Source organism: Roseovarius sp. 10 (genome assembly GCF_033100315.1).
GTDB lineage: Bacteria > Pseudomonadota > Alphaproteobacteria > Rhodobacterales > Rhodobacteraceae > M30B80.
On record NZ_JAWLVH010000003.1, the window covers coordinates 139756 to 160729 of the forward strand.

The 20974-nt window shown below is 55.5% G+C and carries 18 protein-coding genes; 12 read left to right on the top strand and 6 right to left on the bottom strand.

What is annotated here, in order from left to right:
- Nucleotides 1–27: 27 nt before the first annotated feature.
- A complete protein-coding gene (locus RYZ18_RS11140; RefSeq protein WP_317656851.1) occupies nucleotides 28–900 on the bottom strand; it encodes an EAL domain-containing protein in 873 nt (290 codons plus the stop codon).
- A gap of 66 nt (nucleotides 901–966) precedes the next feature.
- Between RYZ18_RS11140 and RYZ18_RS11145 the strand changes: the two genes are divergently transcribed.
- The 3 genes from RYZ18_RS11145 to RYZ18_RS11155 all read left to right on the top strand — a co-directional run bounded on the left by RYZ18_RS11145 (nucleotide 967) and on the right by RYZ18_RS11155 (nucleotide 3982).
- A complete protein-coding gene (locus RYZ18_RS11145) occupies nucleotides 967–1539 on the top strand; it encodes a DNA-3-methyladenine glycosylase I (protein WP_317656852.1) in 573 nt (190 codons plus the stop codon).
- Nucleotides 1540–1620: 81 nt separating this feature from the next.
- Nucleotides 1621–2640: an NAD-dependent epimerase/dehydratase family protein gene (locus RYZ18_RS11150; RefSeq protein WP_317656853.1), complete on the top strand. Its 1020-nt coding sequence runs from the start codon at nucleotides 1621–1623 to the stop codon at nucleotides 2638–2640.
- Nucleotides 2641–2677: 37 nt separating this feature from the next.
- Nucleotides 2678–3982, top strand: coding sequence for a UDP-glucose dehydrogenase family protein (locus tag RYZ18_RS11155; protein ID WP_317656854.1), 1305 nt, complete (start codon nucleotides 2678–2680; stop codon nucleotides 3980–3982).
- A gap of 4 nt (nucleotides 3983–3986) precedes the next feature.
- On the opposite strand, the gene RYZ18_RS11160 is transcribed toward RYZ18_RS11155, so the two are convergent.
- Nucleotides 3987–4958 carry an SIS domain-containing protein gene (locus RYZ18_RS11160; protein ID WP_317656855.1) on the bottom strand — a complete coding sequence of 324 codons (972 nt, stop codon included), beginning with the start codon at nucleotides 4956–4958 and terminating at the stop codon, nucleotides 3987–3989.
- 157 nt (nucleotides 4959–5115) lie between these two features.
- On the opposite strand from RYZ18_RS11160, the gene RYZ18_RS11165 reads away from it, so the two are divergent.
- Nucleotides 5116–5565, top strand: coding sequence for an NUDIX hydrolase (locus RYZ18_RS11165; protein ID WP_317656856.1), 450 nt, complete (start codon nucleotides 5116–5118; stop codon nucleotides 5563–5565).
- On the opposite strand, the gene RYZ18_RS11170 is transcribed toward RYZ18_RS11165, so the two are convergent.
- Complete coding sequence (locus RYZ18_RS11170) at nucleotides 5553–6866, bottom strand: SpoIIE family protein phosphatase (RefSeq protein WP_317656857.1); 1314 nt, start codon at nucleotides 6864–6866, stop codon at nucleotides 5553–5555. The genes RYZ18_RS11165 and RYZ18_RS11170 overlap by 13 nt on opposite strands.
- A gap of 154 nt (nucleotides 6867–7020) precedes the next feature.
- Here RYZ18_RS11170 and RYZ18_RS11175 point away from each other — a divergent pair, with 154 nt between their 5' ends.
- A complete protein-coding gene (locus RYZ18_RS11175) occupies nucleotides 7021–7419 on the top strand; it encodes an Hpt domain-containing protein (protein ID WP_317656859.1) in 399 nt (132 codons plus the stop codon).
- A gap of 10 nt (nucleotides 7420–7429) precedes the next feature.
- On the opposite strand, the gene ilvA is transcribed toward RYZ18_RS11175, so the two are convergent.
- The gene (ilvA, locus tag RYZ18_RS11180) at nucleotides 7430–8668 is read right to left on the bottom strand and encodes a threonine ammonia-lyase IlvA (protein ID WP_317656861.1); all 1239 of its coding nucleotides are present in this window, start codon (nucleotides 8666–8668) and stop codon (nucleotides 7430–7432) included.
- A 131-nt stretch (nucleotides 8669–8799) separates the two neighbouring features.
- On the opposite strand from ilvA, the gene RYZ18_RS11185 reads away from it, so the two are divergent.
- Nucleotides 8800–10020, top strand: a complete 1221-nt coding sequence (locus RYZ18_RS11185; protein ID WP_317656862.1) for an argininosuccinate synthase — start codon at nucleotides 8800–8802, stop codon at nucleotides 10018–10020.
- On the opposite strand, the gene galE is transcribed toward RYZ18_RS11185, so the two are convergent.
- Nucleotides 10017–11030, bottom strand: coding sequence for a UDP-glucose 4-epimerase GalE (gene galE / locus RYZ18_RS11190; protein ID WP_317656864.1), 1014 nt, complete (start codon nucleotides 11028–11030; stop codon nucleotides 10017–10019). The genes RYZ18_RS11185 and galE overlap by 4 nt on opposite strands.
- A gap of 75 nt (nucleotides 11031–11105) precedes the next feature.
- Complete coding sequence (locus RYZ18_RS11195) at nucleotides 11106–12362, bottom strand: glycosyltransferase family 4 protein (protein WP_317656866.1); 1257 nt, start codon at nucleotides 12360–12362, stop codon at nucleotides 11106–11108.
- A 262-nt stretch (nucleotides 12363–12624) separates the two neighbouring features.
- On the opposite strand from RYZ18_RS11195, the gene RYZ18_RS11200 reads away from it, so the two are divergent.
- The 6 genes from RYZ18_RS11200 (at nucleotide 12625) to RYZ18_RS11225 (ending at nucleotide 20859) form a co-directional block, all read left to right on the top strand.
- Entirely contained in the window at nucleotides 12625–13626 is a 1002-nt protein-coding gene (locus tag RYZ18_RS11200) for an Hsp33 family molecular chaperone HslO (RefSeq protein ID WP_317656868.1), read from the top strand.
- A 7-nt stretch (nucleotides 13627–13633) separates the two neighbouring features.
- Nucleotides 13634–14242 carry a CoA pyrophosphatase gene (locus tag RYZ18_RS11205; protein ID WP_411567112.1) on the top strand — a complete coding sequence of 203 codons (609 nt, stop codon included), beginning with the start codon at nucleotides 13634–13636 and terminating at the stop codon, nucleotides 14240–14242.
- Entirely contained in the window at nucleotides 14239–15405 is a 1167-nt protein-coding gene (locus tag RYZ18_RS11210; RefSeq protein ID WP_317656870.1) for a CCA tRNA nucleotidyltransferase, read from the top strand. The genes RYZ18_RS11205 and RYZ18_RS11210 overlap by 4 nt, the downstream gene beginning before the upstream one ends.
- A gap of 44 nt (nucleotides 15406–15449) precedes the next feature.
- The gene (gene rnr / locus RYZ18_RS11215; protein ID WP_317656871.1) at nucleotides 15450–17708 is read left to right on the top strand and encodes a ribonuclease R; all 2259 of its coding nucleotides are present in this window, start codon (nucleotides 15450–15452) and stop codon (nucleotides 17706–17708) included.
- Between the two features lie 47 nt (nucleotides 17709–17755).
- Nucleotides 17756–19096: a lytic murein transglycosylase gene (locus RYZ18_RS11220; protein WP_317656872.1), complete on the top strand. Its 1341-nt coding sequence runs from the start codon at nucleotides 17756–17758 to the stop codon at nucleotides 19094–19096.
- A 71-nt stretch (nucleotides 19097–19167) separates the two neighbouring features.
- Nucleotides 19168–20859 carry a DNA polymerase Y family protein gene (locus tag RYZ18_RS11225; protein WP_317656873.1) on the top strand — a complete coding sequence of 564 codons (1692 nt, stop codon included), beginning with the start codon at nucleotides 19168–19170 and terminating at the stop codon, nucleotides 20857–20859.
- Nucleotides 20860–20974 lie beyond the last annotated feature (115 nt).

Consider the following 20974-nt stretch of genomic DNA (forward strand, 5'->3'; position numbering starts at 1 on the left):
TTGCTAGACATCTGCGCAATTGACAGATTAACGCGACCCAGGGCGCACCCGCCGTGGCGCAGCAATAGAGGGATGACTAGGGGCGGTTTCCTTCAGCCACGGCTTTTCCAAACTGGGCACGGCGTATACATATCCTTGCAACCCATCAAAGCCCGCCCGCGACAGCCAATCGGCATCGGCAGGGTTTTCAATCCCTTCCGCCACAATCAGCATATCAAAATGGCGTGCCACGGATTGGATCGCAGAACATAAAACCTGATTGTCGGGATCATCGGCGACATGCGCCACGAATTGCGCATCAACCTTCAGAATATCAAACGAGAAGTCCCGCAAATAGCGCAAGGCAGTATTCCCTGCCCCAAAATCATCCAAGGCAAAGCTAACCCCCTTCGCGTGCAGATCCCGCATAAACGGCGTCACCAATTCAGGCATCTGCATCGCGCTTGTCTCAGTGATCTCAAGGATCAAACGTTCCAAATCTTGCGGATGGGCGGCAATATGAGCGGCCAGAATTTTATGAAACGGCGCATAGCCGATAGAGCGGGCTGACATATTCACCGCAAGACGCAGATGCGGCGCTTCATGTATAGCTGCAAGCCCCATCGCAAGGGCCGCGCAATCCAGCCTGCGGCCAAGTTCTGTGGCCTCAACCTCCATGATAAAATCGCGGGCGGGGATCAGCCGCCCCGCCTCATCAAATACGCGCACCAACCCCTCGTAAAAGGCAGGGCCTTTCCCATGGGCCCGCATAATCGGCTGAAATGCCAAGGCGACATCCCCCCGCCTCAAAGCCCCTTCGACTAGGGCGATTGCCCCGCGCCGCATATCGGTCATGGCAACCGCGAAAGGGCTGGCCAAATCAGGATTTGCAAAATCACTGCGCGGCACGGTCATGGTCATCTCCAATTGCTGCCTTGTAGATGTGCCGTGCCAACTCTTAATGTGAGGTGAACAAAGGGGCAGATTATGGATGATCCAACGATAATTCGCTGCGCATGGTGCTTGGGCGATCCCGACTATATCGCCTATCACGACCAAGAATGGGGGCGGCCCCTCTATGACAGCCGCGGGCTGTTTGAAAACTTGTGTCTTGAAGGGTTCCAAGCAGGCCTAAGTTGGATCACGATCCTGCGAAAGCGCGAGAATTTTCGCGCTGCTTTTGCAGGGTTTGATCCCCATGCACTCGCCAAATGGGGTTCGGCGGATATTGAGCGATTGATGCAAGACCAAGGCGTCATTCGCCACCGCGGTAAAATTGAGGCCACCCTTACAAATGCACAGGCCTATCTCAAACTTGAGGCTGAGATTGGCTTTTCAAAATTTATCTGGGGTTTTGTGGATCACACCCCGCAGATAAACCGCCCCCAAACCCTTGGTGATGTTCCAGCACAAACCGCAACCTCGGCGGCGCTGTCCAAGGCCCTAAAGCAGGCAGGGTTCAAATTCTGCGGCCCCACAACAGTTTATGCCTTCATGCAAGCCAGTGGGCTTGTGAATGATCATTTTGCAACCTGTGCCTTTGCGCCAAATATCACATAGCCCCCAAAAGCGCGGATTTGTCTCTTGGAGGTTCAAGGCTTTCCCTGTTAGGGAAACCCAAACGACAATCGAGGACATGACATGGCCACACGGCGCGCATTGGTAACGGGTTCATCTGGTTTTATCGGGTTTCACCTGTCGCAGCGTCTCTTGGCCGATGGGTGGGAGGTTCTGGGCCTAGATGCCATGACCGATTACTATGATGTCACCCTCAAAGAACGCCGCGAGGCGATGCTGAACCAGTCGCCCAATTTCCGCGTTGTGCATGATCGGGTTGAGGGTGCGGGTGTCATGGATGGGCTCATGGCCGATTTCCATCCTGACGCGGTGATCCACCTCGCCGCGCAAGCGGGGGTGCGTTATTCCATCGACAATCCCGAAAGCTATGTCGAAGCCAATTTGATCGGAACCTTCCGCGTGCTTGAGGCCGCGCGCCATCACAAGCCCGCACATTTACTAATCGCCTCGACCTCCTCCGCCTATGGCGCGAATGAGACGATGCCCTATGCCGAAACGCAAAAATGCGACACACAGATGTCTTTCTATGCGGCAACCAAGAAATCCAACGAAGTGATGGCGCATTCCTATGCCCATCTTTTTGACATCCCCACCACATTGTTTCGGTTTTTCACGGTCTACGGCCCATGGGGCAGGCCTGATATGGCGCTGTTCAAATTCACCAAGGCGATCCTCGAAGGTAAGCCAATTGATGTCTACAACCATGGCGAAATGGCCCGTGATTTTACCTATGTCACAGATCTGGTTGATGGGATTGTGCGTCTGATTGATGCCATACCGACCCGCCCCAACGCGGCCTCTGAGATTGCTGAAGGCGATAGCCTTTCACCTGTTGCGCCCCATCGCATTGTGAATATCGGAAACTCACAATCAGTGCCTTTGATGGAATTCATCGCCGCGATAGAAGCGCGTCTTGGGATCGAGGCGCAAAAGAATTTCATGGATATGCAAGCAGGCGATGTGCCTGCCACATGGGCCGATGCAAGCCTTTTGATGCGCTTAACAGGCTACAAGCCACAAACCGCAGTGCAAGACGGGGTTGCCGCGTTTGTGGACTGGTATCGCGATTATTATCGCTGCTAGGACGAGAACAAGATTGGCCAAAAAAGGACATTAAACCATGCGGATTGCAATGATTGGCACAGGCTATGTTGGCTTGGTTTCGGGGGTCTGCTTCTCGGATTTTGGGCATGAGGTGATCTGTGTCGACAAGGCCCCAGAAAAAATCGCTAAACTGAATAAGGGTGAGGTTCCGATTTATGAGCCCGGCCTTGAGGATTTGATGGCCCGCAATGTCGAGGCGGGGCGGCTGTCCTTTACAACGGATTTGGCGCACGCTGTAGATGGGGCAGATGCTGTGTTTATTGCTGTTGGCACGCCCACGCGGCGGGGCGATGGCCATGCTGACCTCACCTATGTCATGGCCGCCGCCGAAGAAGTCGGGCGCGCGCTGACAGGCTATGCCGTGGTGGTGACAAAATCGACTGTGCCTGTTGGCACCAACCGCAAGGTGCAAGAGGTTGTGGCACAGGCCAATCCAAAGGCGGAGTTTGATGTTGCCTCAAACCCTGAGTTTCTTCGGGAAGGGGCCGCGATTGACGATTTCATGAAGCCAGACCGCGTTGTGGTTGGCGTGCAATCAGAGCGCGCAGCCAAGGTTATGGCAGAGATTTATCGCCCCCTGTATCTGCGCGATTTTCCAATCGTGACCACCGATCTGGAATCGGCGGAAATGATCAAATACGCGGCCAATGCCTTTCTTGCGACCAAGATCACCTTCATCAATGAAATCGCCGCGCTCTGCGAAAAAGTCGGCGCGGATGTGAAGGAAGTCTCAAAAGGTATGGGGCTTGATGGGCGCATTGGAAATAAGTTTCTACATGCAGGGCCAGGGTATGGTGGGTCTTGTTTCCCCAAGGACACCCAAGCCTTGGCGCGGATCGGTCAGGATTTTGCAGCCCCCCAACAGATTGTAGAAACAGTGATCCGCGTGAATGACGCAGTTAAACTGCGCATGATCGAAAAACTGCGTGATCTGTGTGATGGCAGTTTCAATGGCAAGAAAATCGCTGTGCTGGGCGTAACCTTTAAGCCAAACACCGATGATATGCGTGATGCGCCTTCGCTTACCATTGTGCCCGCTCTTGTGGGCGGTGGCGCGACCGTGCGTGTGGTCGACCCGCAAGGCCGCCGTGAAGGGGAGCATCTGTTGCCAAATGTGACATGGTGCGATGACCCCTATACCGCTGCGGAAGCCGCCGATCTTTTGGTGATCCTAACCGAGTGGAACGAGTTCCGCGCGCTGGATTTAACCCGTTTGTCCAAGGGCATGGCGCAGGCGCGCATGGCCGATTTGCGCAATATATACAGCCGCCAAGATGCGCTAGCCGCAGGCTTTGCCACCTATGACGCGATAGGACGCTAAAGGTTTAAGCCAAACCCGCCCGCAGGCAATCGTGCAAGTGCAACAGACCGACAGGGCGTTGTTCATCATCCAACGCGAAAAGGGCTGTGATTTTATGCGCTGACATGACCGCCAAGGCCTCGGCGGCAAGGGCATCTGGGGCGGTCACGCGGGGGGATTTGGTGGCGACATCACCAGCCGTGCAGGACATTAGCCGCGCCATGTTGCGCCGCAAATCCCCATCCGAGATCACCCCATCAAGGCGACCTTCGCCGTCCAAGACCCCCACGATACCGAAGCTTTTCTCGGTCATCACCAACAGGGTCTCAGGCATCGGGGTGGTCACCTGAACCAAGGGCAAGGCCGCCCCTTCATGCATCAATTGCGCAACTTTTGACAATTGTGCGCCCAATTTCCCGCCGGGATGAAAGGTGCGGAATTGATCGGGTCGAAAACCGCGCTGCTCCATGACACAAACGGCCAATGCATCGCCCAAGGCAAGTGTTAGGGTCGTTGAGGTTGTCGGCGCCATCCCAATCACACAAGCCTCAGGCGCGGCAGGCAAGGTCAAACGATACTGCGCCGCCCGCATCAATGTGCTGTCTTCGCGCCCTGATATGCCAATCATCGGGATTGAAAACCGCGCCACATGGGCCACGATATCGCCCAATTCAGCCGTTTCACCTGAGTTTGAGATCAAAATCACCAAATCCTCAGGGGTGATCATACCTAAATCACCGTGGCTTGCCTCAGCAGGGTGGACAAAAGCCGAAGGTGTACCAGTCGAAGCAAGGGTTGAGCTGATCTTGCGCGCAATATGCCCCGATTTTCCGATACCAGATAGGATCACACGGCCTTTCGTGGCCAACATGGCCTCAACCGCGCCGTCAAAATCAGCAGGCAAGTGCGCGGCCAAAGCCATCACCGCATCCGCCTCAATTTTCAAAACGCGGGCGGCGGTGTCGCGGATCGCGGCCAATTTATCCTGCTGTGTCATAATCTCTTGCCCGATCTGGTTGGTGTGGCGTGCTGTGGTCTGACTTAGACAAAAAATCAAGCTTTGCACAGGGTCTGACATGCATTTGAGGGGTTTTGAGAACGGGATACACCTGTCAAAGTCGTGCTCAAAGCAAGTCGCACCTGAGGGGGATAAAATGAACCGCCGTTTTGGCAATTGGCCAGATCCAAACCAATATTACCGCCCCCGCGCGGGGGCCTATGCGATTATTGATGCAGGTGATGGCATTCTGGCCACATTCCAAGAGGATCCAGACCCCGAATTTCAATTGCCTGGGGGCGGGATTGACGCAGGCGAAACCGCCATCCAAGCCTTGCATCGCGAAGTTTTGGAAGAAACGGGATATCGCATCCATGGAATTCGCCGCTTGGGGATGTTTCATCGCCATACATTCATGCCCGATTATGGCTATCACGCACATAAGCAGTGCCACATCTTCTATGCCCAACTGGGGCGCCGCATGGGGGAACCAACAGAGGCAGGCCATAGCGCGATTTTCCTGCCGTGGGACGAGGCTGAAACGCTATTGGCCGTGTCAGGGGATCGGCATTTTGTGCGGCAACTCCTGGCCCATTATGGCCGATAGGCCAACATGGCGGCAGAGATATCATCCACGAATTCATCACCACCCGCATAGGCCTCAAGATCGCAGGTCAGGGCGGAAAGTAGGTCATGGCCGCGCCGCTCCTGATGGCGCGCCAAGGCCGTAGCCAAACCGGCCTCTTGCCACAATTGCCCTTGCGGATTGGGGCATTCGACCCATCCATCCGAATATAGAAACAGACAATCCCCGCCCGTGAGCGTGAATTCTTGCTCAACCCAATCTGCGTCCTCCAAAAGACCGATGGGCAATCCACCTGTGCCAATTTCCTGCACACTGCCCCCATTGCGTAAAACGAAGGGCAAGGGATGGCCCGCTTGAACAAAGCGGCCCGTTCCAGTTTTCAGATTGAACAGCACATAGCACAACGTAAAGTAATGCCCCCCCATATCCTCGCGAAGCATCAGACGGTTAAGGGCTTGCGCCACCTCAACAGGGGGTAAGGCCTGCACCGCGCCACCGTTGCGCCGCAGGCAGAGGTTTCGTTCAGCCGAATGCGGCAAGAGCAAACTGGCCAAGCGCGCGGTGATCATCGCTGCTGAAACGCCATGACCCGAGACATCCAAAGAGAACATGCCGATCTTGTCTTCACCTGCAGGAAAATAAACGACAAGATCACCGCCAACATGGCCCGATGCGCGCAGCATCAACGACAGCTGTGCCTCAGGCAGGCTAACAGATGGTTCGCGCACCAAGGCCTGTTGCATATCACGCGCCGCCTGAAGGTCACGATCCAGATCAACATAAAGAACGCTAAGTTTCTCAAGGGTTTGGCTGAGCAGCGCATTTTTCTGCTGTAATTCGCTGTGAATTTGCAAAATCCGCTCGCCTGCGCGCAACCGCGCCAATAATTCGGGCGGATGCACGGGCTTTGAAAGAAAATCATCCGCACCCGAGTCCAAACCCGCCGTAATCGCGTCCCGTCCTGTTTTTGAGGTCAGCAGGATGACATAAGAATACCCGTCCGTCTCAATCTTGCGCAGATGGGCGCAGAATTCTGGGCCAGACATTTCTGGCATCACCCAATCACAGACGACCAGCGACATTTGCCGCTGTTTCAACACCTCAAGCCCATGGGTTGCTGTCTCGCATGGCACTGGGTCATAGCCCCACTGGGACAGCATATGGCAAATCAACCGCCGTTGCGCGGCACTGTCATCGATCACCAGAACAGGCATTGGGTGTCCCGCATAAGGCGATACCCGCGCAGAAGGCATATCTGCGAGGGTTGGCAACCGTGAGGGCCGCGCAGCAATCCTATGATTGGTCAGGGCGTGAATCGTCACGGAAATCTCCTTTGCCCGACCCTCTTAGCGCCCTGTTCCTAATACAACGTAAACGCGAGTAGGCGCTCAGGCTGTAAACTTCAGCCCTGCCGTAAACACTTCTTTAACCGCTAGGGGCGTATCGAGGGGCAAGGCAAAAGGCGAAGGCAGCAAGATGACCGCATTTTCCACAAATCACGGCGCGCGCTCGCATCTGGGTCAAATTCAATCTCGATTGGCCGCAAATGCCATTGACCTTGATCATGTCACCATTTTGCGCAGCGAATTGGGCGAAGATGAATTCATCGACTTGGCGGCGGTGTTTATCGCCGAATTGAAAAATGACCTCAGCGCCTTATCCGCTGATCCAAACATGGCCACAGCACGTGCATTTCATGCATTGCGCGGGGCGGCCAGTAATCTTGGCCTAACTAGCTTTTGCGAATATTGCCACAGACTTGAACATCGTGAGGGGCTCGCAACACAGGCCGATCTCGACAGTTTGACCCGACTGCTTTCGACCGGTCTTGCGGCGCTGGCGCACCATATCCCCCAACTTGGCGCCGAGATTTAGACCGCGCTTTTCAAATCAGAAATTCAGCCAAAACCTCGTCATTGGTAATGTCGCGACAGGCAAATCCACGCGCCTCAATCCGCGCCATTAGATCCGGAAAATGCGCGGCGTCTTTCGTTTCAATCCCAATTAAAACCGATCCGAAATTGCGCGCGGATTTCTTCAAATACTCAAATCGCGCGATATCATCATCTGGGCCAAGCAGGTTCAAAAATTCGCGCAGGGCCCCGGGGCGCTGCGGCATACGCAAGATGAAATATTTCTTTACGCCCAAGAAGCGCATTGCACGCTCTTTGACTTCGGGCAATCGCTCGAAATCGAAATTTCCGCCAGAGGTCACACAGACCACCGACTTACCCGTAATCTCATCGGCAATTTCAGGCAAAACATCAATCGACAAGGCCCCGGCAGGTTCCAGCACAATGCCTTCGATGTTGAGCATCTCTTGAATCGTCACGCAAATTCGGTTTTCAGGTGCCAAATGCACGCGTTCAGGCTTGATATGACTGAGCCGCGCAAAGGTTTTTTCACCAATGCGCGCAACAGCCGCGCCATCGACAAACGTATCTTCAATTTTGACCGTCTTTGGCGCGCCCTCGGTCAGTGCTGCGGTCAGACTTGGGCCGCCCACAGGCTCAACCAAGGTCACGGCCTGATCGCGCCCGAGATACGACAACATACCCGCTGACAACCCCCCACCCCCTACAGGCAGCACCAAGCAATCGGGGGCGCGGCCCAGTTGCTCGACCATCTCAACAGCCACCGAAGCCTGCCCCTCAATCACATCTTCATCATCAAAAGGTGACAGGAAATGAGCACCTTCGCGCGCGCAAAATCCCTGCGCTGCGGCCAATGTCTCATCAAAATAATCGCCGACCAATTCGATGCGCACATTGCCCCCCCCAAAGGCACGGGTTTTGGCGATCTTCTGCTGTGGGGTGGTGACGGGCATGAAAATCACACCTTCAACCCCAAAATGCTGGCAGACATAGGCCACGCCTTGTGCGTGATTGCCCGCGCTGGCGCAAACGAATTGCCGGCGCGTGGCATCCACGGCCAAAGCCTTGCGCATTGCGTTAAAGGCACCGCGAATTTTATACGAGCGCACAGGACTAAGATCCTCGCGCTTGAGCCAAATATCTGCGCCATAGCGCTCTGACAGATAAATATTTTTCTGCAAAGGCGTAGGCGTAAACAAGGCGCGCATTGCCTGTTCTGCAGCTTTGGCATTATTTTTAAAATCATTCATTCCCTAGGCCTGCCTTAAAGATTGCCCCCTGTCTAGCCTGCGCAATGCGCCAAGCGGATACTGCGCCAACTTGCGTCCCTCGCCAAAACCCGTTATCGCGCGCCAATCCCTTTCAAATTCGGAGCTAAACGATGTCTGCGCCCAAGAAAGTTGTTCTCGCTTATTCAGGTGGTCTTGATACATCCATCATCCTGAAATGGCTGCAGACCGAATATGGCTGCGAGGTCGTGACCTTTACCGCCGATCTGGGTCAAGGCGAAGAACTGGAGCCCGCACGCAAAAAGGCCGAATTGCTGGGCGTGTCCGAAATTTTCATCGAAGACCTCCGCGAAGAATTCGTGCGCGATTTCGTTTTCCCGATGTTCCGCGCCAATGCGATTTACGAGGGGCTTTATCTTCTTGGCACATCCATCGCGCGCCCGCTGATTTCCAAGCGGTTGGTTGAAATTGCCGAAGCCACTGGGGCCGATGCGATCTCGCATGGGGCAACGGGCAAGGGCAATGACCAAGTGCGTTTTGAATTGGCCGCCTACGCGCTGAACCCAGACATCAAAGTCATCGCACCATGGCGGTTGTGGGATTTGACCAGCCGCACAAAATTGTTGGATTTTGCAGAAAAAAATCAAATTCCTATCGCCAAGGACAAACGCGGCGAAGCCCCATTTTCAGTGGATGCAAACCTGCTGCACACATCTTCTGAAGGGAAAGTTCTCGAAGACCCCGCACAAGAAGCGCCCGACTACGTCTATCAGCGCAGCGTCCATCCTGAAGACGCGCCTGACACGCCCGAAATGGTGGAAATCACGTTTGAGCGCGGTGATGCAGTTGCAATCAATGGCACCGCAATGAGCCCCGCCACAATCCTGACCAAGCTCAATGAATTGGGCGGCAAGCACGGCATTGGCCGCCTTGATCTGGTTGAAAACCGCTTTGTTGGGATGAAATCGCGCGGCATTTATGAAACACCAGGCGGCACGATTTTGCTTGAGGCCCATCGCGGGATTGAGCAGATCACCTTGGATAGCGGCGCGGGCCATCTGAAAGATTCCATCATGCCGCGCTATGCGGAACTGATCTATAACGGCTTCTGGTTCAGCCCTGAGCGCGAAATGCTTCAAGCGCTGATCGACAAAAGCCAGGAGCATGTATCTGGCACTGTGCGCGTCAAACTCTATAAGGGTGCGGCACGCACTGTGGCGCGTTGGTCCGATCACAGCCTATATTCCGAGGCCCATGTGACCTTCGAAGAGGATGCGGGCGCCTATGATCAAAAAGATGCGCAGGGCTTTATCCAGCTGAACGCGCTGCGCTTGAAACTGTTGGCCGCGCGCAATCGCCGCCTAAAAGGTTAATCGTTCCCGCACTCTTGGGCCTGCATCCAAGCCCAAGAACTGGCGCACATCTCATCAAGCCCGCGCTTTGCTTCAAACCCTAGCAGATCGCGGGCTTTTTCTGTTTTGGCACAATAAATTGGCACATCCCCCTCACGGCGCGCGACAATCTCATAGGGCAACTGGCGGTTCGTAGCGCGCTGATAGGCGGCGATCATTTCCAAGACCGAATACCCCCGCCCCGTCCCTAGATTGACCAAATGCCCGTGCCCCTGCCGCAACTGCGCCAAAGACAGAACATGACCTTCGGCCAAATCTTCAACATGGATATAATCCCGAACACCCGTGCCATCGGGAGTGTCATAATCATTTCCAAAAACCGAGATTTTTGCCAATGCGCCAGTGGCCACCTTGGCAATATAAGGCATCAGATTGTTTGGGATATCCGCAGGGTCTTCGCCAATCAGCGCCGAGCCATGCGCCCCAGCGGGGTTGAAATAACGCAAAACACCCACCGCCCATTCTGGATCAGCTGCACACAGATCCTGCAACATTTCTTCGCAGATGATTTTGGTGCGCCCGTAAGGGTTCATCGCACGGCGTGGCGCAGTTTCGGGTGTTGGGGTTTCATCAGGCTCACCATAAACTGTGGCGGATGACGAAAACACAAGGCGCTTACACCCTGCCCGTTCCATTGCGCCGAGGAGGTTCAAAAAACCACCCACGTTATTATCAAAATACGCCAATGGCTTGGCAACGCTTTCGCCCACCGCTTTATGGGCGGCCAAATGAATCACCCCGCCAAATTCATGTTCCTGAAAGGCCTGATCAAGGCAGGCACTGTCGCGGATGTCCCCCTCAATAACGCTTGGGGCCGTGCCCATGATCTGCGCCAAACGCACAGGCACATCGCGGCGGGCGTTGTTAAAATTATCGAATATGACGGGGGTATAGCCCGCCTCATGCAAAGCGACCACGACATGCGAACCAATATAGCCCGCCCCACCTGTTACCAGAATTTGCTCTGCCATGGATCACCCGTGCGGAAACTGCGGTATTGTCAATCCTGCTGTCAGAAAACACCCGCGCGGTCAAACCCCAGATCACTATTTGCTCTTGGGCAACGCTATCGCTTTGGCCTTTGGAACCAGCGCATTGATCTGGCGCAGATGCTGAGGCAGGCAGACTTTTTCAAAGTCATAGAACTTCACCACATGGGCACGAGCGGCTTTGCCGAGTTTCTCACCGAGTTTGTAATCCGACAAAAGTTGGATCGCCTTTTCGGCGATCTCATCAGGGTTCAAGAAATCCGCCAAAAGCCCCGTCTTGCCATCTTTGATCACCTCGCGCACGGGGGCCGTGCCAGAGGCCACAATCGGGGCTTGCATCGACATCGATTCAAGCAAAGACCAGGACAAAACAAAGGGCACCGTCAAATAGATGTGGCAGCGCGAGAGCTGAATAATGGTGCGATAATCCGCATAAGGCACACGGCCTAAAAAGTGGACACGCGACCAATCAAGGTCTTTGCCCACTTCTTGCTCCATTTGCGCGCGATATCCCCCTTGGATATCCGATTTCTTGCCATATGACGCCTCATTGCCACCAATGATCAACGCCCTTGCATTCGGCCGTGCCTCTAGGATTTTTGGCAAAGCGCGCATGAATTGGTGGAAACCGCGCACAGGCTCCAAATTGCGCGCCATATAGGTGAAAACCTCATCCTCTCGCGTCAGTTTCTTCGCAAGCCGAGACAGCCCGATTGTGGCATCTGGGTCAGCCATAAGCCTGTCCGTTCGGATGCCATCGTGGCAGGTGTAAAATTTAGAATGAAAGCTCTTGGGAAAGGTATCGTGCTGCCATTTCGTGGGTGTAACCCCTCGATCAACCGTTTCCAAATTGGCAAAGTTCATCGCGTTGCGCGCATGCATAATATAGGGCGTGTCTTTGGAAGACGGATATTCAGGATCAAAGCCAACGCTGCCGCCTTCATTGAGAAAGAAATATTCAAAATATCCAATGACGGGGCATGCGGGCCACACCTGACGCACAAAGGTCAACTCACCCCAACCAATATGTCCCAAGATGATGTCGGGTGTGAACCCTTCGGCCTTTATCGCTTGCATCGCAACGGCCGCGCCATAGCCATTGCCACAACATTCTTCCCAATATTTACTAAAGGCATAGGCGCCGTCAGAGGGTCTGTGATGGGTTGGATAGCTGACAATTCTCACCCCATCGCGCGGTGCAATGCCCTGTCTTTGGGTCAGAAACACAATTTCATGCCCACCTTGTGCAATCAGCCAAGACAATATTTCTCGATACTGACCGGGATAATTTTGGTGCACCATCAAAATTTTCATATGCGCCTTACCCCGTTCGCAGCCTGAGGCGGATTTTGCGCAAGCCACGCGCAATGAGAGCCAAATCAAAGTTATGGCCCGTAAATGACCATCGAAATTTGCCCAGATTGTGGCAGCCGCATGGCGGCTTTGCGGCCCAAAGCGTGGTTTGGGTCTTGCCCTTGGACGACCTATATGAAAGCAGACCGCGGTTGACGGGGTGCGGCCTTTGGCTGACCCTGACAAAAAAGGCGCGATTATTTTAGGCGAAGGACGAAAGAGAATGACTGTTGGCGCGGATGCCGCTTGGGATGATGTGGTTTTACCATTTCAATTAGACGCTTCCGATATTCGGGGGCGCGTGGTGCGCCTTGACCAGACGCTGGATCAAATTCTGAGCCAACATGATTACCCATCAGGCGTTGAGGCTATGGTGGCTGAGATGGTGCTTTTGACCGCCTTGATCGGACAGACCATAAAACTGCGTTGGAAATTGTCGCTGCAATTACGCGGTGATGGGCCGCTGCGTTTGATCGCGACAGATTTTTATGCCCCTGAAGGCGAGGGGAAACCCGCCCGCATCCGCGCCTATGCAAGTTATGACAAAGACAAATTTGACAACAGCGCCGCACCCTTTCCACAGGCGGGCAAGGGCTATTTCGCGCTTCTTTTGGATCAGGGCACGGGTAGCGCGCCCTATCAGGGCATCACACCTCTGACGGGCGATGCTTTGCGCGGTTGTGCCGAAGCATATTTCGCGCAATCCGAGCAATTACCAACACGGTTTATGTTGGGCTATGGTCGCTCCTCCACCCCAGGGCAGGAAGGGGAGAATTGGCGCGCAGGCGGCGTGATGCTGCAGCATATGCCCAAAGCAAGCCCGCATGTGACTGGCGAAGGCGGATCAGGGGAAGCAGGGCTTTTGGCCGCAACCGATCTTCTCAATGAGGATGAGGGCGAAAATTGGAACCGCGCCAATATCCTTCTTGATACTGTAGACACGTTTGAATTGATTGGCCCCTCTCTCAGCCAGACGGATCTCTTGCTGCGCCTGTTCCATGAGGAATCGCCACGCGTCTTTGATCCGCTGCCAGTGCGGTTTGGCTGCACCTGTTCAGAGGCGCGGGTGCGTCAAAGCCTGTCGATCTATTCGGCTAAAGATATCGCACATATGACCACGGAAGACGGGCAGGTCTTGGCCGATTGCCAATTCTGTGGGGCGCATTATGAATTCGACCCCGAAACCCTTGGGTTCGAGGCGACAAAACCCGTGCCAGAGGCGTAAAGGGCCAATGGCGGGGGCGGCGGGAAAGATCACTCTAGATCAGTTGATGGCGGCGCTTGAGCGGCCCGCCAAACCCTCCTCCGATTATGATTTGAACCCTGACATCAAATTGCCTGCGGGACGCAAACTGCGCCCTGCCGCTGTGCTTTTCGGCATCGAAGCCTTTGGGGCCACGCCACAGGTTGTATTGACCAAACGGGCCTCGCATTTGGCCCATCACCCTGGACAAATTGCTTTCCCAGGCGGCAAGCAGGACGAAACCGATGCTAGCCTCGATCATACCGCCCTGCGCGAGGCGCATGAGGAAATCGGTCTGCCTGCGGCACAGGTCAATGTGCTGTCCCATCTGTTGCCGCATGAAACAGTCACGGGCTATCTGATCACCCCGATCTTGGCTGAAATCACCACGCCCTTTACAGCAATGCCAGAAGCGAACGAAGTAGACGAGGTGTTTCGCGTCCCGCTTTCCTTCGTGATGGAGCCGCAGAATTTCCGTATCGAGGCCCGCCGCTGGCAGGGACAGTGGCGCAAATTCTATGCCGTGCCCTATGGCCCCTATTACATTTGGGGCGCGACCGCGCGGATATTGAAATCTCTTGCGGATCGGATCACATGAACCAATCCCCTATCATATCCGCAGATTGGCTTTCCAATCGCACCACGCAAGCAGCCTTGGCACTTTTGAGCGATGCAGGCCACCAAGCCTATGTTGTGGGCGGTGCGGTGCGCAATCACCTGATGGGTCACGCGGTAGGGGATATTGATATCGCCACAGATGCAACCCCACAGCAGGTAATCGAATTGGCGCAAGCGGCCTCTGTAAAATGCGTGGAAACGGGCGTTGAACACGGCACCGTAACCCTGATCCTATCAGGGGAAAGTTATGAAGTGACCAGCTTTCGCCGAGATGTCGAAGCCCATGGCCGCCGCGCAACCGTAGCCTTTGGCACAAGCCTGATCGAGGATGCCATGCGGCGGGACTTCACGATCAACGCACTCTATGTTGATGCGGGCGGTGCGATATCTGATCCCACGGGCCAAGGCATGGAGGATCTGCGCAGGGGTCTGCTACGCTTTATCGGGTCGGCGCATCACCGCATCCGTGAGGATTATCTTCGTATTTTACGCTTCTTCCGATTTCATGCGCATTATGCACCGCCAGATGCAGGGTTTGACCCGGACATACTCGCGGCCTGTGCGGTACTGGCAGACGGGCTAGACCAGTTATCGCGCGAACGGATTGGGGCAGAGATGATCAAGCTTCTCTGCGCCCAGAACCCCGCACCCGCCTTGGCCGCGATGGAGCAAACGGGAATTTTACACCACTGCATCACAGGCGCAAATCTGCGCGCCTTAGGGCCAGTTTTGCATTTTGAGGCCGAGCGCGGCTTTGCACCTGATCCCGCCCTTAGGCTTGCCGCGATTGGGGGGGAAGATCTGCAAACGGAACTCCGTCTGTCCAAATCTATGGCCCAAAATGTGGCAGTTTTGCGCGAAACAGCTACGGGCAACATGGCGGGCGCGGAATTGGGCTATCGCCATGGTGAGACAATGGCCCACGCGGCGCTGATGCTGCGCCATGCCTTCTTTGAAACCCCGCTTGATCTGTCGGAATGGGCAGCCGCAACATTGGGCGCACAGGCCGAGTTTCCAATTCGCGCAGCCGATCTCATGCCCAAATTGCAGGGGCCAGACTTGGGCAAAGCCCTTGCTGAATTAGAAGCACGTTGGATTGCCTCAGGCTTTAGCCTGACCCGCAGCGATCTTTTGGCGCTTTAAGATTACCCCATGACGGCAGGCCCACACCATGCTAGGGCAGTGCCATGAGCGCGATCCCATCAAAAAGCGAAATCCTGCAATGGATTTCCGATCATCCACATGCCAGTTCAAAACGCGATATCGCGAAGGCTTTTGGTATCAAAGGGGCCGCGCGCATTGATCTCAAGCGCCTTCTCAAAGAGCTTGAAGAAGAAGGCCATCTGCGCCGCACCAAGAAAACCTATGCCGACCCCGATAAATTACCACCCGTGGCCATCCTGACAGTTTTGGCCGAAGATAGCGCAGGGGATCAATTCTGCCGTCCGATGGAATGGCAGGGCGAGGGGGACGCGCCAAAAATTCTATATGTTCCCCGTGAGGCTGATCCTGCCTTGGGTGAAGGCGACCGTATCCTTGCTCGTTTGCAAGAGGTTCATGGCGAAGACCACAATTACCTCGCGCGCCTTATTCGGCGCATCGGCACCAATCCCCGCAAATTCATTGGTATTTTCCGCACAACCTCGGAAGGTGGGCGTATTTTGCCCGTCACCAAAGGATCAGACAAAGAATGGCGCGTAGCCTCAGATGCCACCTTATCCGCAAAAGATGGCGAGTTGGTTGAGGCCGAACTTGCAGGGCCAAAGTCCCGCATGGGCCTGCCGCGGGCGCGCATCGTGACACGGCTTGGCGATCCAAGCGCGCCGAAGGCGGTCAGCCTTATTGCTATCCATGAACATGGGCTGCGCGATAATTTCCCAGACGAGGTCATCGCAGAGGCTGACAAAGCCAAACCAGCATCAAAATCAGGTCGCGAAGATTTGACCAATCTGCCATTCGTGACCATCGACCCCTCAGACGCGCGCGACCATGATGATGCGTGCTATGCGCATGCAGACCCTGACCCGAAGAACAAAGGCGGTCATATCATCTGGGTCGCGATTGCCGATGTCGCGCATTATGTGCGCGCGGGCAGTGCGCTTGATCGCGAGGCAAAAAAGCGCGGTAATTCTGCCTATTTCCCAGATCGCGTTGTGCCGATGCTGCCTGACCGATTGTCGGGGGATCTTTGCTCTTTGCATGAGGGCGTTTTGCGCCCCTGTCTTGCCGTGCGCATGGTCATTGATGCAACAGGTGAGAAAAAGGCGCAAAGCTTTCATCGCGGGCTTATGCGCTCGGTCGCATCTCTGTCCTACGAAGAGGCGCAGGCCGCCCAAGACGGCGCCCCAACCCCGCGTTGCGAGACTTTGATGGAGCCCGTCATCGCACCCCTCTTTGCGGCTTATGAGGCACTCAAAACGGCGCGGGCGCGCCGCCAACCGCTTGACCTTGATCTTCCAGAGCGGCGTATCATTCTCTCCGAAGAAGGCGAGGTTGAAAGCGTGGCCTTCCGCGACAGGCTAGACGCGCATCGCCTGATTGAAGAATTCATGGTTTTGGCCAATGTCGCCGCAGCTGAAACTTTGATTGCGAAAAAATCGCCGCTCTTGTTCCGCGTTCACGAAGAACCTGATCCCGACAAGCTGGACGCTTTGCGCGAGACAGCCGCCACAGCGGGGCTTGTTTTGGCGAAAGGTCAGGTGTTGATGACCCGCCATCTCAATGCGCTTTTGGCGCAGGCCGAGGGCACGGATCACGATGAGCTGATCAATATCTCAACCTTGCGCTCAATGCAGCAGGCCTATTACCACCCCGAAAATTTCGGCCATTTTGGCCTTGCTCTGCGGGCTTATGCCCATTTCACATCCCCCATTCGCCGTTATGCAGATTTGATCGTGCATCGGGCGCTGATCTCGTCTCACGGCTTTGGCAAGGATGGCTTGAGCGCCGAAGATATCGAAACGCTGGACGCCACCGCCAAACAAATCTCCGAAGCTGAGCGCCGCGCGATGGTGGCCGAGCGAGACACGACCGACCGCTATCTGGCCGCCTATCTCAAGGATCGCGTAGGGGCTGAATTCACAGGTCGCATTTCAGGCGTGGCGCGGTTCGGCGCATTCGTGAAACTGGATGAAACAGGCGCAGACGGCTTATTGCCCGTGCGCAGCTTGGGCCGCGAGTTTTTCCATTTTGATGCAGACACCCAGACATTGATGGGTGCGGATACGGGTTTAACCTTAGGCATTGGGGATCGCGTCTTGGTGCGCCTGACGGAGGCCTTGCCCGTCACAGGCGGCATCGGTCTTGAGCTACTAGAAATTCACGGCACGCAACACCGCCCCAACACAGGCGGCAAACGCGGCAAGCGCGGCTTTGGCGGGCGCAGATCGGGCCAAGCTGAAGCCAAAAAGCGTAAATTGCGCAAATTGAAAAAGCGAAAATCCTAATCTCGATTGCCCCTAGGCGGAATGCATTCTGCGCGCTAGGTTTGTCCATGAGCGGCAAAACCAAGCGCCAGCGGGCTGTTGCTGGTCTGTATCGGGGAAGAAAAATGCAGGTGAAGCAAAACGCCTTGCAATGGTGCGCGCCTATGGCCGCCATTTTGATATTGCTTGGCGCAGAGGTGAGCTTGGCTCAGGGATTAGCGGTCAGCAGTTCACCCTTGCCTTACCCACGACCTGCCACGCTCAGCACCCAATCCAACCCTGCACCCCGCGAAAGTTTTTCTCAATGGCGCGCAGATTTCGCATCCCGCGCCGTGGCACAAGGTATTTCGCCCGCAGTGGTAGATGCCGCCCTTGGCCGAATGACCCCGTTAGATGAGGTTGTGCGTCTTGATGGCAATCAATCCGAATTTGTGCGCCCCATTTGGGACTATCTCGACAGCGCCGTTTCCACACAACGCATCGAAGGCGGGCGGGCCAATTATCAAAGGTGGCGCGAAGATTTGGCGCAGATCGAATCTCAATTTGGCGTTCCTGGAGAGGTGGTTGTCGCCGTTTGGGGGGTTGAGACATCTTATGGCAGTTTCCGTGGAAACACAGACACATTGCGCGCATTGGCCACGCTGGCATGGGAAGGGCGCAGGCGCGCCTATTTCGAAGCCGAACTTCTCGCCGCTTTGCAAATCCTAGAGCTCGGGGCGGTCAGCCCCCGCGCCTTTGCAGGGTCATGGGCAGGGGCAATGGGGCATACGCAATTCATGCCAACCAGCTATCTGGCCTATGCGGTGGATTACACGGGCGATGGCCGCGCAGATATTTGGGGCGATGACCCGCGCGATGCCTTGGCCTCAGCCGCCAATTTCCTGAGCGAAGCAGGATGGCGGCGCGGGCAACCTTGGGCGTTAGAGGTGCGCTTGCCACAAGGATTTGACTATCGCCTTGCCAGCCGTGAGGAAAAACGCGGCGCCAGTTTTTGGCGCAACCGCGCGGTCACCCTCGCGGATGGCACGCCCTTGCCAGATCATGGGCCCTCTGCGCTGCTCCTCCCCGCTGGGGCGAATGGTGTGGCGCTTATGGTCTACGATAATTTTGGTGTCCTAGAGCGCTATAACCCCGCTGATAGCTATGTGATCGCGCTGGGTCATTTGTCAGATAGGATCGTGGGGCGTTCAAACGGGTTTCGCGCCACATGGCCCCGCAATGACCGCGTCCTAACGCGGAGTGAGCGTGCAGAATTGCAAACACTACTCACCGCGGCAGGGTTTGATACAGGCGGGGTCGATGGGCGGATTGGCCCCAATAGCGTGGCAGCAATCCGCGCCTATCAAATTGTCAACGGCCTCCTACCTGATGGCTATGCCAGCCCCGATCTTTTACGCCGCCTTCAATAGGTGGGACTCGACTCTTTCTGAGGCGCGGACTAAATAAGAACAAAATGTGAACATTTGATGGATGATTTCGAATGTCCGCCCCCGCCCCCCAAATGGCCCGTGCCAAAACGCGCCGCATTTTGTCGATCTATTTGCCGCATCTTGCTGCGGAGCAAATCTTGCGCCTGCATCGCGGCACGAGCCTGCAACCACTTGCCGTGATTGCGGAAGCGGGCAATCGGCAAGTTCTCTCCTCGCTCTGCCCCAAAGCACAAGCCGCAGGGCTTTACCGTGGACAGGCGTTAAGCGCCGCTATGGCGCTATGTGCAAATCTGATCACCCGCAGTCAAAACCCCGCGCAAGAACAAGCCTTTCACAAGGCACTGTGTCGATGGGCAGAGAAATTTTCGCCTTGGATCGCGGCGGAGGGGACAGATGGTCTGGTGATGGATATTTCTGGCTGCGCTCATCTTTTTGGTGGGGAAACCGCCATGGCCGAGACCATTTGCGCCGATCTCGCGGCATTGGGCCTGAGTGCGGAAATCGGGCTTGCCGATACGCGCGGGGCAGCTTGGGCCTTGGCCCGCTTTGGACATGGTCGTGGCAGAGCGCATCAAGCCCGTGGTGATGCCATCAGCCAAGAAGCGCGCGCCACGCGGGCACGCGCCGCTTTGCGCAGGCGTGACATGGGCCCAAAATTTGCGCCACCCGCCCACCAAAGCAAAGAGATGCCCATACATATCGCCCCCCCTTTGGAAACCCGCGCGGCAGTTTTGCCCTTGCCTATCGCCGCTTTGCGGCTTGGGGACGAAACGATAGACGGGTTGGCACGGCTTGGCCTGCATCAGATTCACCATCTGCTTGCGCAACCCCGCGCAGGTCTGGCACGGCGCTTTGGCCCGTTTTTGCTCCAGCGCCTTGACCAAGCTTTGGGAAGTCTTGCCGAACCTGTCTCGCCCGCGCGCAGCACGCCCTATTTCGCGGTGCGCATGAGCTTTCCCGAACCCATTGGCACAAGTGATGATCTTGATGCAGCGATCCTGCGTTTAACCGAAGCGCTGTGTCAAAAGCTCGACAAAGCAGGGCGAGATCTGCGCAGCCTACGTCTTGATCTTGCCGAAATGACCGAAGCGCGCCGTCATATCACTTTGCGGCTTGCGCGCAGCCATACCGATGCGCGCACCGTTTACAGCCTGTTGAAATTACAGATGGAACAAGGCCTCAAAGATTTAGAACCTTCTACAGCCTTTGACATGATCCGCCTTGAGGCGCTGCAAACCGAAGCGCGCAATGCCATCCCACATCAAGGCGGGGATCGTGCCGCGCGCGCCCATGCGGCGCGCAGCGCCTTGGACGATCTGATCACGCGCATTGGCACAAGGATTGGGCTAGAAGCAATCACCCGACCCCATCCTGCGGACAGTCATCTGCCCGAAAAATCACAGAAGTCTCTTGCGGCCGCATGGTCAGACCCGTTTGAGGGCCTATGGCCACGCGCGCATCTTCCGCGCCCTTTAACCCTATTCAAGCCCGAATTTATTGATGCCCCCGACAGCCCAGAACCGCCATTTCGCTTTGCCTGGCGGCGACAAAATTTCACTGTGAAATCCTATATCGGCCCTGAAAGAATCGCGCCAGAATGGTGGCTTGATGACCCCAATTGGCGCACTGGATTGCGGGATTATTGGTGCATTACCACCGAGCAAGGCGCCAGATTATGGCTTTTTTATGCCCATGGGGGCGCGATAACAGGCGGTTGGTTTGCTCAGGGTGACTTCACCTAAAAGGCGAAACTCAAATAATTTCAATGCATTGCTGATTTGCGAACAATCCGTTTCCAAGGATTGGATTTTTTTATTTGGTTAATAATGTCTAAAAATATAAGATTGTGGCCGAATA

Bases quoted from the DNA above. Each gene is read 5' to 3' on its own strand.
- RYZ18_RS11140 (WP_317656851.1), bottom strand. From the start codon at position 900: ATGACCATGACCGTGCCGCGCAGTGATTTTGCAAATCCTGATTTGGCC.
- RYZ18_RS11145 (WP_317656852.1), top strand. From the start codon at position 967: ATGGATGATCCAACGATAATTCGCTGCGCATGGTGCTTGGGCGATCCC.
- RYZ18_RS11150 (WP_317656853.1), top strand. From the start codon at position 1,621: ATGGCCACACGGCGCGCATTGGTAACGGGTTCATCTGGTTTTATCGGG.
- RYZ18_RS11155 (WP_317656854.1), top strand. From the start codon at position 2,678: ATGCGGATTGCAATGATTGGCACAGGCTATGTTGGCTTGGTTTCGGGG.
- RYZ18_RS11160 (WP_317656855.1), bottom strand. From the start codon at position 4,958: ATGACACAGCAGGATAAATTGGCCGCGATCCGCGACACCGCCGCCCGC.
- RYZ18_RS11165 (WP_317656856.1), top strand. From the start codon at position 5,116: ATGAACCGCCGTTTTGGCAATTGGCCAGATCCAAACCAATATTACCGC.
- RYZ18_RS11175 (WP_317656859.1), top strand. From the start codon at position 7,021: ATGACCGCATTTTCCACAAATCACGGCGCGCGCTCGCATCTGGGTCAA.
- ilvA (WP_317656861.1), bottom strand. From the start codon at position 8,668: ATGAATGATTTTAAAAATAATGCCAAAGCTGCAGAACAGGCAATGCGC.
- RYZ18_RS11185 (WP_317656862.1), top strand. From the start codon at position 8,800: ATGTCTGCGCCCAAGAAAGTTGTTCTCGCTTATTCAGGTGGTCTTGAT.
- galE (WP_317656864.1), bottom strand. From the start codon at position 11,030: ATGGCAGAGCAAATTCTGGTAACAGGTGGGGCGGGCTATATTGGTTCG.
- RYZ18_RS11195 (WP_317656866.1), bottom strand. From the start codon at position 12,362: ATGAAAATTTTGATGGTGCACCAAAATTATCCCGGTCAGTATCGAGAA.
- RYZ18_RS11200 (WP_317656868.1), top strand. From the start codon at position 12,625: ATGACTGTTGGCGCGGATGCCGCTTGGGATGATGTGGTTTTACCATTT.
- RYZ18_RS11205 (WP_411567112.1), top strand. From the start codon at position 13,634: ATGGCGGGGGCGGCGGGAAAGATCACTCTAGATCAGTTGATGGCGGCG.
- RYZ18_RS11210 (WP_317656870.1), top strand. From the start codon at position 14,239: ATGAACCAATCCCCTATCATATCCGCAGATTGGCTTTCCAATCGCACC.
- rnr (WP_317656871.1), top strand. From the start codon at position 15,450: ATGAGCGCGATCCCATCAAAAAGCGAAATCCTGCAATGGATTTCCGAT.
- RYZ18_RS11220 (WP_317656872.1), top strand. From the start codon at position 17,756: ATGAGCGGCAAAACCAAGCGCCAGCGGGCTGTTGCTGGTCTGTATCGG.
- RYZ18_RS11225 (WP_317656873.1), top strand. From the start codon at position 19,168: ATGTCCGCCCCCGCCCCCCAAATGGCCCGTGCCAAAACGCGCCGCATT.